13 protein-coding genes and 1 pseudogene are annotated in these 15357 nt (G+C 37.5%); 4 read left to right on the forward strand and 10 right to left on the reverse strand.

Features of this window, described 5'->3' with window-relative positions:
* Nucleotides 1-156 precede the first annotated feature (156 nt).
* Together DVW83_RS03515 and DVW83_RS03520 are read right to left on the reverse strand one after the other, a co-directional pair.
* A complete protein-coding gene (locus tag DVW83_RS03515) occupies nucleotides 157-468 on the reverse strand; it encodes a hypothetical protein (protein ID WP_104662094.1) in 312 nt (103 codons plus the stop codon).
* Between the two features lie 119 nt (nucleotides 469-587).
* The gene (locus tag DVW83_RS03520; RefSeq protein WP_137239040.1) at nucleotides 588-1781 is read right to left on the reverse strand and encodes an MFS transporter; all 1194 of its coding nucleotides are present in this window, start codon (nucleotides 1779-1781) and stop codon (nucleotides 588-590) included.
* 114 nt (nucleotides 1782-1895) lie between these two features.
* Between DVW83_RS03520 and DVW83_RS03525 the strand changes: the two genes are divergently transcribed.
* Nucleotides 1896-2411, forward strand: coding sequence for a PadR family transcriptional regulator (locus DVW83_RS03525; protein ID WP_081135285.1), 516 nt, complete (start codon nucleotides 1896-1898; stop codon nucleotides 2409-2411).
* A 115-nt stretch (nucleotides 2412-2526) separates the two neighbouring features.
* Here the strand turns inward: DVW83_RS03525 and DVW83_RS03530 are convergent, their stop codons facing one another.
* The 3 genes from DVW83_RS03530 to DVW83_RS03540 all read right to left on the reverse strand — a co-directional run bounded on the left by DVW83_RS03530 (nucleotide 2527) and on the right by DVW83_RS03540 (nucleotide 5704).
* Nucleotides 2527-2967, reverse strand: a complete 441-nt coding sequence (locus tag DVW83_RS03530) for a DUF2798 domain-containing protein (protein ID WP_104662096.1) — start codon at nucleotides 2965-2967, stop codon at nucleotides 2527-2529.
* A gap of 189 nt (nucleotides 2968-3156) precedes the next feature.
* Complete coding sequence (locus DVW83_RS03535; RefSeq protein ID WP_104662097.1) at nucleotides 3157-4416, reverse strand: glycoside hydrolase family 73 protein; 1260 nt, start codon at nucleotides 4414-4416, stop codon at nucleotides 3157-3159.
* A gap of 442 nt (nucleotides 4417-4858) precedes the next feature.
* Complete coding sequence (locus DVW83_RS03540; protein ID WP_104662098.1) at nucleotides 4859-5704, reverse strand: SDR family oxidoreductase; 846 nt, start codon at nucleotides 5702-5704, stop codon at nucleotides 4859-4861.
* Between the two features lie 125 nt (nucleotides 5705-5829).
* Between DVW83_RS03540 and DVW83_RS03545 the strand changes: the two genes are divergently transcribed.
* The 3 genes from DVW83_RS03545 (at nucleotide 5830) to DVW83_RS03555 (ending at nucleotide 9443) form a co-directional block, all read left to right on the forward strand.
* Nucleotides 5830-6297: an Rrf2 family transcriptional regulator gene (locus DVW83_RS03545; protein ID WP_104662099.1), complete on the forward strand. Its 468-nt coding sequence runs from the start codon at nucleotides 5830-5832 to the stop codon at nucleotides 6295-6297.
* 127 nt (nucleotides 6298-6424) lie between these two features.
* On the forward strand, nucleotides 6425-8017 hold the full coding sequence (locus DVW83_RS03550; RefSeq protein WP_104662100.1) for a hypothetical protein: 1593 nt from the start codon (nucleotides 6425-6427) through the stop codon (nucleotides 8015-8017).
* Between the two features lie 223 nt (nucleotides 8018-8240).
* Nucleotides 8241-9443, forward strand: coding sequence for an ROK family transcriptional regulator (locus tag DVW83_RS03555; RefSeq protein WP_104662101.1), 1203 nt, complete (start codon nucleotides 8241-8243; stop codon nucleotides 9441-9443).
* Nucleotides 9444-9817: 374 nt separating this feature from the next.
* Here DVW83_RS03555 and DVW83_RS03560 read toward each other — a convergent pair whose 3' ends face one another.
* The 5 genes and pseudogenes from DVW83_RS03560 to rhaD form a co-directional block, all read right to left on the reverse strand.
* Nucleotides 9818-10708: a phytoene/squalene synthase family protein gene (locus DVW83_RS03560; protein WP_104660436.1), complete on the reverse strand. Its 891-nt coding sequence runs from the start codon at nucleotides 10706-10708 to the stop codon at nucleotides 9818-9820.
* Nucleotides 10698-12185 (reverse strand): phytoene desaturase family protein, encoded by a 1488-nt coding sequence (locus DVW83_RS03565; RefSeq protein WP_104660437.1) that lies wholly within the window; start codon nucleotides 12183-12185, stop codon nucleotides 10698-10700. The genes DVW83_RS03560 and DVW83_RS03565 overlap by 11 nt, the downstream gene beginning before the upstream one ends.
* 630 nt (nucleotides 12186-12815) lie before the next feature.
* Nucleotides 12816-13970, reverse strand: a complete 1155-nt coding sequence (gene fucO / locus DVW83_RS03570) for a lactaldehyde reductase (protein ID WP_104660439.1) — start codon at nucleotides 13968-13970, stop codon at nucleotides 12816-12818.
* A 225-nt stretch (nucleotides 13971-14195) separates the two neighbouring features.
* Nucleotides 14196-14507, reverse strand: a complete 312-nt coding sequence (rhaM, locus tag DVW83_RS03575; RefSeq protein WP_104660440.1) for an L-rhamnose mutarotase — start codon at nucleotides 14505-14507, stop codon at nucleotides 14196-14198.
* A pseudogene (gene rhaD / locus DVW83_RS03580) lies at nucleotides 14504-15291 on the reverse strand (rhamnulose-1-phosphate aldolase). Before rhaD ends, rhaM begins: the two are co-directional and overlap by 4 nt.
* Nucleotides 15292-15357 lie beyond the last annotated feature (66 nt).

Here is a 15357-nt window from a genome sequence, read left to right on the forward strand (position 1 = left end):
TCTCGGAATTAAACACTTCTGTCCCAGCCTCGTTTTTTTTTTTTTTTGAGATTTCCCCTTGAAACAAAACACTTCTGTTCTAGTTCTAGCTTCTCTTACAGTCTTCTCAGAAATATTCTTTACCCAATATTCTTAGCATTTTTTTACAATCTCTTACTAATAACTTTCACCTTCATGATCCAAAATAGCAAAACCATCAAATGTTTCCCCATCGTAATAGCGCAAAAGTTCATCCATCGACAAATTCATCGTTTTTTCTTTTTCTTCTTCCACTTCAGCAAGCAATTGTTCACGATAGGCTTGGTATAATTTCGCCAATTTATGTTGCATCACTTTTCTCGACTCGCCAGTTGCGTTAAGTGTCGGTAGTTCTTTTAGATAGCCTTGATACACAGGACGGCCATCTACCAATTCAATAGGAAGCTCAATATACGTTAGGCCAACTTCTTTAAAATACTCTTCTAACATGTTTTCCCCTCCCTTTCTCCCTTGGATTGTATCTCATAACTGCTCGACTTTCCAGTAAAGTAAAAAAAAAGACCTTGCCTTTTTTGCGTAGTTACGCAAAAAGCAAGATCCTATCAAACTTATTCTTCCCCTTCACTTGTGACAAAATAGTTGTGATGATAAATGATACAGACTACGCTGATCACCACAATGATTGCCGCAAAATAAAACGCATAGCTTTCTCCCATTTTTTCACCAATCTCACCGGCAATAAACGGAGCCAGTGCCCCACCAAAGAAACGAACAAAGCTATAACTTGAAGAAGCAACGTTTCGTTGCAACCCAGGTATTTCCATTGCAATCGTTGTTAGCAATGTATTGATGATCCCTTGGAAAAAACCAGAAAGAACAATACTGATTGGTACAAGTACTTGGAACGATGCGCCTGCTCCCAATAATTCCAAACAAATGATGAAGAAAATAAAAGCAACTAAAATCGTGCGGTAAGTCGTGAATTTCTTTTCTAGTACTGGTGCAACGAAAATGGAAGCAATCGCTAATAACACACCCCAGCCAAAGAAAACAAAACCGACTTCTAATTCGCTATAACCTACCAATAAGAAAGGTGCATAAGCCAATAACGTAAAAAATCCAAAATTGTACAATAAAGCAATCAAACCAACGGAGCGTAACTTATGGTTGCTTAATGCTTTCACCCCTTCCCAAAAGCCAACTTTTGTTTTTGGCTTTTCAGCTTCTGGTAAAAGAAATGCTAGTGCAATAAATCCTAAAAACATCAAAGTTGCTACTCCATAAAATGGATAACGCCATGAACCACTTCCTAAAATACCACCAACTAAGGGACCGACTGCCATTCCGCAACCCAAAGCAGCTTCATACATCATGATCGCTTTTTCTGTATTCCCCACTAACATACTAACAATCGATGCTAGTGCCGTTGAAACAAATAATGCATTTCCGACACCCCAACCGGCACGCAAGCCAATCAACGTATTGATATTATTAGATAATCCACCAAGTCCAGCAAATATAACAATGATAAATAATCCCGCCATCAACGTTTTTTTCAAACCGATGCGACTTGATAAAAAGCCCGTAAATAGCATAACTACTCCAGTAACAAGCATATAACTAGTAAATAATAACGTCGTTTGAGCAGGTGTTGCATCTAATTGCGCAGCTATTGTCTTCAAGATTGGATCGACCAGACCGACTCCCATAAATGAAATCATACATGTAGTAGCTACGACAAGTGCTGAATTTTTTCCTTTTGTTTGTTCACTTATTTCTAATTGATTCTCCAAGTTTTCCATTCCTTTCTTTCTATATAGCATCATACATGATTTATTTTACATGTCAATATGCACATGTGAGCTTAAGAATAAAGAATGTGCTATAATAAAAAGAAATCAGTCAGGAGGTATCGTATGAATACTTTAGCCTATATCCTATTGTGCGTTCTTTTGTCTAAACCTCGATCAGGTTATGAATTGAAACAACTTATTACGATTTTTTGGGAAGCTCACCACAGCCAGATCTATACTACCTTGGCAAAGTTAGATCAGAAAGGGTATATCACTGTTCTAGAAATTGAAGAACATTCCCAAAAAAAGATTTATACGTTAACCGATGAAGGACGTTCTTTAGTAGAAGAATGGATCAAAGAAGAAACCCCTGCTCCTACGCAAAAAGACGAATTTCTAGCCAAAATCTACGCCTTCTCAACCTTAGATAAAACAACAGCAACTGGATTGCTTTTTACACGAGAACAGCAATTGAACAAAATCATGCAAAAAAACCAAGCAAAATTGGTCGATCTTTCGATTGATAAACGAGAAGAATTTGGTCGTTATGTCGTAATCCAGCGTCGAATCTTACTTTGCCAACAAGAGCTTGATTGGTGCCAACAAGTACGAGAAATGATGCAAACCTTTTTCGATTAAATAAAAAAGCCCCTCACTATTGAAACGCCCCCGTAAGTTAGAAGTCCAACTTAGAGAGTCGCTCCAATGAAGAGTCGGCTTTTTTTACATCTATTGAATCATTACATACCTTTTGTTAATTTTGGATTTTACTTAATATACTTCTAGAAATTGGACCAACGATCAGTAATTGCAACGGCAATGCAGCAATCACATTCATTTTCCAAGCATTTAAATATGAAGAAAGTAATTGATCTGGAATACCTTGTTCAAGGATGATACCAAATAAAGACATGCAAGTAACCATTCCTAAGACCATTAGACAAGAAATCGTCACGATCATCTGAAACTTGCTTTCTGGATTAACAGGTAGCTTGAAAGCTATTTTTTTTGCAATAACTCCAATGATAAACACATCTAAAATGAAGGCAACAACGAATCCAGGTACTAGACCGATTAGAAGACTAGAAAACTGCAAATCCCCATGAAGCCATAGATTGTACACACTCATTCCTAAGACCATCAAGAAACACATCATTGTTGTAAAAATTATTCCTTCTTTTTTGTTTGTAGGCAACTATACCACTCCTTTAATTTTGTCACGAAGGTTATCGTAGCACATTTAAAACTTTTGTGTAAGTATTTTTTTTCAAATAAAAAAAAGCCCTTTTACGACTTATGCTTCATCTACCTGTCAGTCTACTGACCTGGTAATAAAGAAATCAATCGAAAAGGGTCTTCTTTTTATTTAGTTAGTAAAAGTGGACTAATACCCGTAAAAACCTACTCCTTCATATTTCCAACCTAATGGAGTAAGGAAATCTCTTTCAGAAGCGCTTAGAGTATAGTGATGTGTTCCAGTTTTTTCATTTGGATTAAACAGGCGATAAATAGGTTTGGAACCCCCAGAATAGAAGCTCAATCCTTCATAACGCCAGCCCAATGGTTTTAGAAAGTTGATTTCTGATTGCGCCATTGTATAGTGATGGTCTCCGCTATAAGGGTTATACATCCGATAAACCGGTTGGCCACTATTCGGTGCTTGCCAAGCAATCCCTTCATATTTCCAACCCACTTTTGGCAAATAATCTTTTTCTCCAGCATTCAATGTATACAAATGTTCACCTGTATGTTTATTGTAGAGGCGATACATTGGGGAAGTTGACACCTTCGCTGTATCATATTGGGTCAAATTATAGGTTTCGATGACACTATTCAATGTGGCCCCATAATTTGGCGCAGTCGCATAGCGACCAGTCAACCAAGCTGTTGCATCTTTGTATGACTTGGTATTACTTTTCCAAGCACCAGAGTAGTAATATACACCAGATTGGAAAGAAGTCGTTTTTAATACTTTGGCATTGTCTTGTAATGACTCTTTATAGGAAGGATATTTTCTAAATGCTGCATTGACAGTGATCCACTGTCCATTTACATATTCAGAAGTTGGCATCGTGACAGATTGCCCTTGGTAATTCCCTTTGATCCCAAATAAGTTATAGTTTGGAGCTGCGGACAGTGTGCTTTTCCCCCAACCACTTTCTACAATTGCTTGGGCAATCATAACTGATGCATATAAATCATTTTCATTCGCTAGACTTTGAGCGGAAGAAGCAATGCTATCGATAAATGCTTGCTGCGAAGTGTTGGCAACTCGAGCTGAGCGCGCCATCACACCATTTGTAAATTCAGATAAATCTGCTTGGTGCGTATGTGTGATCGTTTGTCCATCCGTCAATTGATTCGTGATTTCTTCTGCTGTTTCTGGATTTTCGTTTGTTGGTGTTTCATTTGTTGACGTTTCATTTGTAGCGGAAGTATCCGTTACTGTATCTGTTGTACTTACAGCCTCCGTTGTTTGTGTTAGAACACTAGCACTTGTTTCAGTTGTTTGTACTTCATTCATTTGATTGACTTCAGTAGTCTCAGAGTTTGATGATCCGATTTCTTCTGCTAGAACGGTTGCATTGGTGACAACTAGGCTCCCTAAAATAATCGTACTTAGTAGAAAACTTCTAAATTTCATGACACTCTCCTTATTGATTCTTCTTATTATCTGAATGTTGTATAGTCTAAATGTTGAATTTTATGGTTAAAATAGTAACTATTCTAAAAAAATTCTCATAAATCCTATACATTAGTCAGTATACATGAAATAAAGAAAAAATGGTTTCGTTTACTTCAAAAAAAGAAGAAAGAGGAAAAACCTCACTTTCTTCTTTGATCTGTGAACAAACATCAACCGTATCACTAGTAGCAGAAAAATTTCTCGAACATAAAAAAAAAATCTAAAAAAAGCATCCCAATCGATGCTCTATGCTCTCTAAATCAGTTTTTCGACAGACTCTCGAATAAACGGCGTCCCAAAGTCAGTTTTTTCGGGAATTTCAAAAAAAGAGGCTGGGACAGAAGTAAAAAATACTTTTGTCTCGGCCTCCTATGCCATCTGGAACACTTTTCTTATTGTGTTACTTCACTAATTCTCTTAAGCCTTCTTCTAAAGAAATCAACGGTTTTTCTAATGCTTTGTCAAAATCATCAGACACAACATTTAGTTGGCCATTTTTGATATCCTCTTGGATAGCTGCAAACATTTGTGCCGCTGCTTCAGGATAGCCTGCTTCTTCCAAGTGTTTCATAAATCCCTGATTGTCAGTTTGAATGATTTCAATCGGTTGATCTAACACTTGTTTCAACGTTTGACCTAGTTCTTCATAAGTGACTGGTTTTCCTGATAATTCTAGTACTTCTGGAAATGCAGAACCTGCTACTGCTTTAGCTGCCACTTCTGCGTATTCGCGTTTGAGCGCCCATCCTGTTTTTCCGTCCCCTGCAGCATAAACAAAACGACCTGTCTTTAAAGCAAGCTCGATAATTGGCCATTCATTTTCTAAATACCAGTTATTCCGCAAAAAAGTATGGGGAATACCAGAATCTTTGATTACTTTCTCTGTAAATTGATGGTCGGGAGCTAAGATACTAGTTGAATGATCTGCATCTGCAAAGCTAGTATACGCAATATAAGAGACACCACTTTCTTTCGCAGCCTTCACTACATTCTCATGTTCCTCTTGACGATTCCCCGGTGCACCAGAAACAAAAAGCAAACGATCGATTCCTGTCAATGCCTTCTTCATCGATGAAAGATCAGAATAATCACCAATTCGAACATTCATCCCTTCATTTTTTAACCCTGCTCCTTTTTCTTCACTCCGAGCAAGCACATAGATTTCTTCATTTGGAACAAGCTCTTTCAAATAATTTACAGCGTATTTCCCAAAACCACCAGTTGCTCCTGTTACTAAATAAGTCATATTGACCACTCCTTTGATTATCTAACTATTTCTTAAATTTCTAACCTGTACATTTATAAGTTACACCATTATCTTAAAGAGTATGCTAAGATAAGTCAAGAGAAAAACTACCAGGAGGTATTCCTATGAAATATTCTTTACAATTCAGTGATGCAATTCATATTTTAGCCTACATTGAAATCTTCCAAAATAGCAATCTATTATCAAGTGAAATGATTGCCAAAAGTATCGAAACTAGCGCAGCAAATGTCCGAAAAATCATGAGCAAACTAAAAAAATCTGGACTGATTATTACTCAAAATGGCAAAGCAGCTCCTTCTTTAGCAAGAAAACCAGAAAAAATTACGCTACTTGATGTTTATCAAAGCATTGAAGGCAATACAAACTTGATCCAAGTCGACCCAAAAACCAACCCAAATTGTGTGGTGGGCGCCAATATCCAAGAAGCTTTGACAGAAAGCTATTCTCGATTACAAGAAAAAGTGGAACGAGAAATGGAACAAATGACTTTAGCAGAGTTGATCCATAAAATTGCTGTACTAGAAAATGAGCATCGCCCAGAAAATCAAGAAATCATTGAAAAATTTTTGTAGGTTAAATTCTTGACAAAGTTCTTATTTATTTCCTATTAAATAACAATAGTATTATTAAAAAAATACTGTTTTACTTTCTATTATCCGTTAAACTTATTAAGTAAAAAGTTTTAAGGAGGAATTTACTTTGAAAGATTGGCAAAGTTATTTTTTAGAAAAGACGTTAGACTTAGGTTATTCTTATTTTTTAGAAAAGCGTGTCCTTGAGTTTACGATTGAAAAACAACAAATGACCGCTAAAATCACGGATGATACAGAAAAAAATGCCATGATTGTTTTAGATGATACACATCAGATCTTACACACAACCTGTGATTGCCTGTGCCCATCTGTAAAACAATGCCCCCACTTAGTTGCGCTCTTATTCGAATATGAAACGCATTTCCCCAAAGAATGTGAGCGAGAGATAGCACAATCGATCACTCATGCAGATGACACGCAGATCCAAAGTTTTTTGACTATTGTTTTACAAGAGAATCCGCGGTTGGCGCAACGCTTTTGCCGACATATTTCACTAGATGACTCAGCAGCTCCTGCTCATTCCGACACAATTGGCACGACTCATAAAAATAACATTGATGGCGATGCCCCTTCTGAAAGAGTTGACGTATTCATAACAGAGATGATCCTCTTTACAGAGTTACAAGTAAAACGTTCAATTAAACAGAAGAAAGTTTTACATGGTTTTGAAGTAGTCAATGCAGTCATTAAAATAATCGACTTTTCAGAAATTTGTTATTCTGCTCAAGCAATTGATCGCTTGCTGAACCATTGTTATACCTCTTTAAAAATACTGTTCCGTTATGCTACAGCAAGAGAAGAAGAAGAGTTGATCCATAGACTTACCGCTCAAGTAGGCGATCCGCAACGAATCGATTCTAATTTATACATACATAAACTCTTGCATGAGAAAATAGGCAGTCATTCAGAAGATGCGGGTTACGCTAGTAATACCCAGAAAAAAAAGAATCCAGCAACCCCAAAACGGTTTCTTTCAGTGAAACAGATGGAAATGCTGAATTATTCGGCCAATCAGATCCACTATGCGGTCAAAGAAAACTGGTCTTCTCCTGCTGCACGTTCGCAATATGTGGACTATCTCAAAAAAAAGAAGGCGTATGCTGAAGCTGTAACTGTATTGAAAGCAAGCATCGAAATGGATAATCATTCTCCAGATTTGGTTTTACTACATCGTTATTCCCTAAAACGACTTTACCAAAAATTAGGCAACATACAGGAATACGCAAATCAAATCTATCGCTTATTGATTGAAAATAGTGTAGTAGATATGAATTTGATCCATCAATTGAAAAAAGTTTGTACACCCGAAGAATGGGAAAAACGTAGTGCTGACTTATTCGAAAAATTACGAAACCATGTCGGTGTGGGCTTATTCTATTCACAAGAAAAGCGCTATGATTTACTGCTGGATTATGTACTCAAAGCACCTGGACTAGAAGAAGCGAGCCATTATTTCATTTATTTGAAAAAGCATGCGCCAGATGCCCTTTTACAGAAATATGAATATGAACTACGAAAGATGGCCCAGCCAACCGGTACTCGACCACATTATCATAAAATTGCTCGATTAATCACAGAAATGGCTAGCTTACCAAATAGTATCGTTTCCGCTCAACTCTTGATCAAAGAATTAAAGGAAAAGTATCCTCGACGAAAAGCCCTGCTTGAAGAATTAAAATTAGTTGAAAAGAAACTATAACGAGGAATGACTACCTACTTATATCATCTAGCGGTGGCTTGTCCCCTTTTTAGTACTACTTACTTTTAAGGTGACAGGTCATCTTCAGCATCTTTTTTATAACGATCGTTTTTATAGGGATACCATTTAAAAAAATTCATTTGTTAAACTTTTTATTTCACTATATAATTATAGATAATCCTGTTATATTACCTATATCTCCTGGATAAGGAAAGGAATTTTTATGATTTCAAGCAAATATACCATTCGTGAAAGTAACCAAGCGAACATTCTTAAAGCCATCATCGACAAACAAGAAGTCTTTAGAGCTGAGTTAGCTGCTACCACTGGTTTGAACAAAGCTTCTGTTTCAGACATCACAAAGAAATTGTTAGATGATCAATTAATCATCCAAACTCGTATTGGGAATGCATCAATCTCTGGTGGCAGAAAGCCTATCATGTTGACATTCAATCGAAAAGTTGCTACTGCTCTTTCTTTTGATGTCGGCTATGACTATCTAGAGGGGATGTTGTCTTATATTGATGGCACGCCGATTGCTACGGTCGAAAAAGAGAGAATCTCTGTTGATTCAACAAACGTAGTTGCACTTTTGCAAACAGCGATTGCTGACTTGATGACACATAACCCATCCACGCCGTATGATATCGTAGGTATGACGATCGGCATCCACGGAGTCATCTTGGATGAACAAGCAATTTTTACCCCTTATTATGATTTAGACACGATTGATTTGAAACAGCAATTGATGGATCACTACTCATTCCCGGTTTTTATCCATAACGAAGCGAATTTAGCTACTTTAGGTGAATATACTTTTTCTTCTCCCTTACAAAATTTGATTAGTATCAGTAGCCATAGTGGCATCGGTTGTGGCATTGTGGAAGACGGGATTTTAAAAATCGGTAAACATGGCAAGTCTGGAGAGATCGGCCACACGATTTTGTATCCCAACGGCCTCCCTTGTCCCTGTGGCAATCATGGTTGTTTAGAACAATATGCTTCAAACAAAGCCATCTATGAAGAATTTGCGCACAAAAAAAACCTTGAATATGCGAATTCAGACATCATTGCGACTTATGTGAATCAAGCAGATCCTGATGCACTTCATTTAATAAAAAAAAATGCGGAATTGTTAAGTATTGGTATCAATAATATCAGTATGATTTATGATCCTGATATCATCGTAGTCAATAGTCCCCTCTACCGTAAATTGCCGATAATGATCGACTATATCAATAACGCCCTAAGCAGTCGCTTTACAAAAGAAATCATTGTTCGAAATACACTTCTGGGGAAAAAAGCAATTCTCTTCGGTGGCGTAGCTGTCATTGCTCAACACTTCTTGAACATCCGCAAATTAAAATTTAAAGAATGTGGGACAAATCTAAAAATCAGGGTTGCGACAGACTCTAATTCCAAATAAACAGCGTCCAAAAGTCAGGTTTTCCGGAAATTGAAAAAAACGAGCGTGGGACAAAAGTAAGAAACACTTTTGTCTCATACTTTAAAAACGAATAAACGGTGGGAGCAGAAGCAACTCCTTCTTAAATAAGCCGAATTCACAAAAATTTGAAAAGCAATTTTCGTGAATTTCTTCTTATTTCTCGGAGTTAAACACTTCTGTCCCAACCTCGTTTTTTTTCAATTTCTCAGACCTAAACGACTTTTATCTCGACCTCTTTTTTCAAATATACAGCGTAAAGACAATTTCTTTGAAAATAAGCCTAGATCCAAACAAATAACTTTTTTGTTCTTCCTTTTTCACAGATTGTTCTGAGTGAATCCTTTATCGTTTTTTCAGATAAAAGAAGAAGTCCGATTGATTTTTTCCAAATAATTTGTCACTTCACGTAGCAATTGAAGTTTACGGAAATGACTGATTTTATTTTTTCTAGTAAATACTTGATAGTGATTTTTTCTAATAGCCTCTAGTTGCTCCCGATAAATAAACGCTGCAGCTGTTAGTGCTAGCTGACAATCTTTGTGGATCGATGGTAGCATTTCAAAAGATTGCTTATACCGTTCTTCTGCTTGCGCAGCCAGAGATTCCCATAAAGCAATAAAAGCTGGTGTAGCTGCTTTATTTTCCAACGTTTCTTCTGTTACTTGAAATTTTTCCATCTCTTCTTTTGGTAAATATACTCTGCCCATTTGGTAATCTTCCCCTACATCACGCAAAATATTGGTCAGTTGCATCGCCTCACCTAATTTTTTTGCTGGTTCAGCTATTTTAGTTGCTTGGTCCGTCAACAATGGCAGCAACATTAGTCCGACGCTTCCAGCTACATAATAACAATATTCCTCAAGCGCCTTCATATCCTTCGGTTGCGTAAATGATATATCTTTCCGTTGACCATTGAGCATGTCGTAAAAGGGTGCTAAATCCATCGGAAAATTTGCAAACACCACAGCTAACGCACGCCAGATAGGAACATTGGGTACTTTTCCTGCTTCAAAATCGGTTAACTGCTGTTCTAACTGATCCAACCCTTCAACATTTCCTTCCAAGTCAATGAGATCATCTGCTTGGCGGCAAAAAGCATAGATAGCATAAACACTTTGTGCCTTTCTTTTTGGCAGTTGAGAAAAAGCGGTATAGAATGATTTGGAGTGTTGTTTGATGACTGCTTCACAGTAAGTAAAATCCGCTTGATAGACCTCAAACAATCGTTCATTGTCACCTGTCATCTTTCAACACCTCCTCTACTGCTAGCTTTGCACTTTGCATCACGATCGGTACACCTGCTCCTGGATGGGTACTGCTTCCACAGAAATATAAATTTTTTGCCGCAGAAAACTTGTTATGCGGACGGTAGTAGTTGCTTTGTTTCAATGTCGGCTTCAATCCAAAAGTTGCACCATTGTATGCATTGAACTGTTTTTCAAAATCCTTTGGTGTCATATATGTTTCCGAGACAATGTGTGCTTCGATATCTTTGAAGAGTGTCTTCTCTTTGATTAACGTCAAGACCTTTTGCCGATACTCCTGAACGATCTCATCTGACCAATCCTCGTACATCGATAACTCCGGAACAGGGACCAATACATATAGCCCTTCCTGTCCTTCAGGGGCAAGTGTTTGATCCATCAATGATGGCCGATATAAATAAAAGGATGGGTCCACCGGTAACTTACCGATCTCAAATAGATCTTCCACATTTTGCTTAAAATCATCGGCAAAATAAATACTATGCAGTTGCTCTTCCGGGTAGCGTTTATCTAACCCTAAGTACATCAAAAAGCAGGAACAAGAATACTCCATGTTCTCGATTTTTTTATTCGTATATTTTCCTCTTTTACGTTCATCTGGAATCAGTTCTTGCATCGCATAAGGGAAATCAGCACCGCAAACAATCGCATCAGCTGTAACTTGTTCGTTTCCAATACGAACTCCTTTAGCTACTTTGTTTTCGATGATTAGTTCATCGACAGGCGTTCCATATTCTATTTTCCCGCCTAATTCTACAAATAACTTAGCCAAAGAAGTCGCTAACGTGTACATGCCACCTTCAATAAAATAAACACCATAAAATAACTCGATCATCGGAATGATCGTATATAATGATGGCCCTTGGTAAGGAGAAACACCAATATATAATGTTTGAAATGCCAGTGATTTTCTTAATCGTTCATCTTTCACGAATTTTGAAATAGACGAATATGCGTCACTGAATGTGCGCAAGCGAATCCCTGCCCACAATGATTTAGGATTATAAAAATCCCAAAATCCACGAAAAGATTTGGTTATAAAAGCTTCTTTAGCAAGAGTATAACGTTTGTAGATATCGGCTAAAAAAGCCATATATCCTTGAGCATCTTCTGATGATATGTCTTCTAACGTTCGCATTAACTCAATTAAATCATTGGAAAATTCAAGAGGACGCTCCTTGTTGAAATATAATTTGAGCATCGGATCAACTTTTTTCATTGGGATATAGTCATCAGGGTCTTTTCCACAAAATTCAAAAACTTCATTATAGATTTCGGGCATCATCACGATAGTTGGCCCCAAATCAAAAGTAAAGCCATCTTTTTTGATTTGGTTCATTTTCCCACCAGGTTGACTTTCCTTTTCGTACAGTGTTACTGCATAACCTAATTTTTGTAACCGAACTGCGGCACTTAGACCGGCGACTCCTGCGCCTATTACGAGAATCTTTTTCATGGGATCACCTACATCTCTTTCTTTATCACTCGATCAATTTTAGGATATCATTAAATTTATCAAGCGATAAACTAATACGCTCAAAAATCTATTTTATTGAATAAACATTTTTCAGCGATCCAAGAATTATAGAAAGATCTACGTATTTTTTTAGGATATCGGCATATTCATAAAAACATATAGATGAAATTGAAGCAACTTTTGAGGAGAAAGAACATTCCCTCAAAATCAACTCAATAACAAAAAAATGTGTAAACAAACTCGAGACAGCCATCGGCAGCTGAGTTTGTTTACACGTTTTTTATTGTTTGTCCTAACGGAAAAAGTTCCAGCTGATACAATCATTGATAGAGGTCGAGACAAAAGTCGTTTAGGTTTGAGAAATTGGAGAAAAACGAGCAATACGCTTTTTGTATTGCTCGTTTTTTTGAAATTTCCGAAAAACCTGACTTTTGGACGTCGTTTATTCGGAACTATGGTCTGTAGCAAACCTGATTTTTAGATTTGTCCCACATTCAGTGGAAATTTTCTGTCTTCATTAGTAATTTTACGCCATACTTGAATAGTTTACTCCATCATTTTTTTTGGGCACGACCGTTGCGTTTTATTATGAGAGAATTCGCTCATTGCTTACAGTATCGATTTATATAATGCACTGATTTCGTCCACTGTAGCATCTCGCGGATTTCCTGGTGTACATACATCGCGTAAAGCATCTTCAGAAACCTTTGATACATCGGCTTCTTTCATGCCAATCTCAGTCAGTTTTTGTGGGATCCCTACATCAATACCAAGTTGTTTCACTGCTTGGACTGCTGCATCACGAACTTCTGACAATGACATATCATACGCACCTTCTACGCCCATGGCAACAGCAATATCGCGATATTTTTCACCAGTATATTCTTTATTGAAGTCCATGATCAATGGCAAGAGCGTTGCACAAGCCACTCCATGAGGCGTATTGTACCAAGCGGATAATGGATGAGCCATTCCATGAACCAAGCCTAGCCCAACATTGGAAAAGCCCATATCGGCAATGTATTGTCCCAATGCCATTTTTTCTCGTGCTGCTTGATTCCCTGCAACAGAATCGCGTAAAGTATGGCTGATAATTTCGATTGCTTTGATATGGAGCATATCCGTCATTTCCCAAGCATCTTTTGTAATGTAGCCTTCAATTGCATGGGTTAAAGCATCCATACCTGTCGAAGCGCACAAACCTTTTGGCATACCCATCATCATATCGCTATCTACAAACGCAGCTACAGGAATATCACGTGGATCAACACAAACAAATTTACGTTGATTAGCTTTATCTGTGATCACGTAATTGATCGTTACTTCGGCAGCAGTTCCTGAAGTCGTCGGTACTGCTAAAATCGGTAATGCTGGATTTTTAGTATCTGCTACTCCTTCCAGACTGATCACATCTGAAAACTCAGGATTGGTTGTAATGATTCCGATTGCTTTTGCTGTATCAATAGGCGAACCGCCCCCAATTACTACGATATAATCTGCTCCAGCTGTTTGGCAGGCTTTGACTCCAGCTTTAACATCTTCAATCGAAGGATTTGGTACGATACCATCAAAAATGTCGTAACTTAATCCTGCCTCATCTAAAATTGCTGTAACCTTCGTTGCCACTTCAAATTTCAATAGGTCTTTATCTGTGACCACTAAAGCTTTTTTGAATCCCCTTTTTTTCGCTTCATTTGCGAATTTTTTGATCGCACCTTTACCAAAATAAGATGTTTCGTTCAGAATCATCCGATTGACTGTCATAATATTCTCTCCTTTTCGTATGCCATTTCACAAATAATTCCTATATTAGAATGGCTGCCACGACTTCTGTTTGTAATTCTTACCCTAAACTAATACTTTGTTTACCACTCAACACTGTTTGACTTTTTAAACCTGAATTTTTACTATCTCCTTGTGTCGCATTCTCTTTCAATGATTGTACTTTTTTTCACATAAAGAGGTAAAAGAAACTGTTGCCAGTCTCTTTTATAATTCAAATACTTGTTCCAGATCAACCGCTACTGGTGAATTATCTGGATTTGTATCCATGACATCTTCCATATAATCCCACCATTTTCGATTAATTTCTGCGTCCGCTGTCTGTGCCCATTTTTCCTCATCTTCAATTTCCAAATAACCAAAAAGAAAATCAGTTTCAGGATCCAAAAAAATAGAATAGCTTATCGCGCCATGTTCTTTTAGCATTTCCCGCATCTCAGGCCATAAATCATTGTGACGCTTCACATACTCTTCTTTCAATCCAGGATAAAGTTTCATTCGAACCGCTTTTTTTATCATGCATTCTTCACTCCAGCTTCAAAAAATTCTGGATTTGGTGTAATGCCAAATTGGTTAGCTAAAGCAATAAAGTTTTCATCACTAATCGTTTGACGAACACCACCTTGTGCTTGCACATAGGTATGGACTTGCGCTGCTTTTTCAGCAGTTTCGATCAAACCAATTGTTTCATCCATCGTACGACCAGCTCCGTAAACACCATGGAATGACCATAAGACTAAACGTGCTTGTTTCATTTTTTCTGCCGTTGCTTCCCCAATTTCATTAGAACCTGGAATCAACCATGGCAATACTTGAACGCCTTCAGGGAAAACAACCATACACTCTGTACACATTTCCCAAAGTGTTCGTGTAATTGCTTTAGAAGTCAACTCATGACTGAAGGTCATTGCTAATAAGTGACTTGCATGACGATACGGTTTTCTGGATCAACTTCTAGACGAGCAATATGGCTCATCAAATGAGCAGGTAATTCACTTGTAGGTACGCCACCGTCTGTATAGCCCCAAAGTAGATCCACACTTTGACCGTCGTCAGCTACTCGTAAGACCCCTAGATTATTCGCTGGATCTTGTGCTACATTTTTAAAATATTTACCTGAACCAGTTACGATAAAGTAATCACCTTTAAGGGCTGATCCATCAAAATCCATTGGAATATTTCGTATTACCTTTTTAGTATCCAAGTACTCGCTAACATCTGCTTCATCCAATAAATAGGATATATTGCCGCCATTTCTTTCATCCCAACCCAGACGGTAGAGATTGCTGGTAACATCGACCATTTCTTTGACAAAAGGTGCTTCTAAAATATTTTTCACGGTTAATTCCCCCAAATGTTTATCTATCAA

The organism is Enterococcus sp. VV15, from assembly GCF_005236045.1.
GTDB lineage: Bacteria > Bacillota > Bacilli > Lactobacillales > Enterococcaceae > Enterococcus_B > Enterococcus_B durans.

What these genes read in the sequence shown, in the direction of transcription:
- DVW83_RS03515 (WP_104662094.1), bottom strand. Translation starts at nt 468, where the DNA reads ATGTTAGAAGAGTATTTTAAAGAAGTTGGCCTAACGTATATTGAGCTT.
- DVW83_RS03520 (WP_137239040.1), bottom strand. Translation starts at nt 1,781, where the DNA reads ATGGAAAACTTGGAGAATCAATTAGAAATAAGTGAACAAACAAAAGGA.
- DVW83_RS03525 (WP_081135285.1), top strand. Translation starts at nt 1,896, where the DNA reads ATGAATACTTTAGCCTATATCCTATTGTGCGTTCTTTTGTCTAAACCT.
- DVW83_RS03535 (WP_104662097.1), bottom strand. Translation starts at nt 4,416, where the DNA reads ATGAAATTTAGAAGTTTTCTACTAAGTACGATTATTTTAGGGAGCCTA.
- DVW83_RS03540 (WP_104662098.1), bottom strand. Translation starts at nt 5,704, where the DNA reads ATGACTTATTTAGTAACAGGAGCAACTGGTGGTTTTGGGAAATACGCT.
- DVW83_RS03545 (WP_104662099.1), top strand. Translation starts at nt 5,830, where the DNA reads ATGAAATATTCTTTACAATTCAGTGATGCAATTCATATTTTAGCCTAC.
- DVW83_RS03555 (WP_104662101.1), top strand. Translation starts at nt 8,241, where the DNA reads ATGATTTCAAGCAAATATACCATTCGTGAAAGTAACCAAGCGAACATT.
- DVW83_RS03560 (WP_104660436.1), bottom strand. Translation starts at nt 10,708, where the DNA reads ATGACAGGTGACAATGAACGATTGTTTGAGGTCTATCAAGCGGATTTT.
- DVW83_RS03565 (WP_104660437.1), bottom strand. Translation starts at nt 12,185, where the DNA reads ATGAAAAAGATTCTCGTAATAGGCGCAGGAGTCGCCGGTCTAAGTGCC.
- fucO (WP_104660439.1), bottom strand. Translation starts at nt 13,970, where the DNA reads ATGACAGTCAATCGGATGATTCTGAACGAAACATCTTATTTTGGTAAA.
- rhaM (WP_104660440.1), bottom strand. Translation starts at nt 14,507, where the DNA reads ATGATAAAAAAAGCGGTTCGAATGAAACTTTATCCTGGATTGAAAGAA.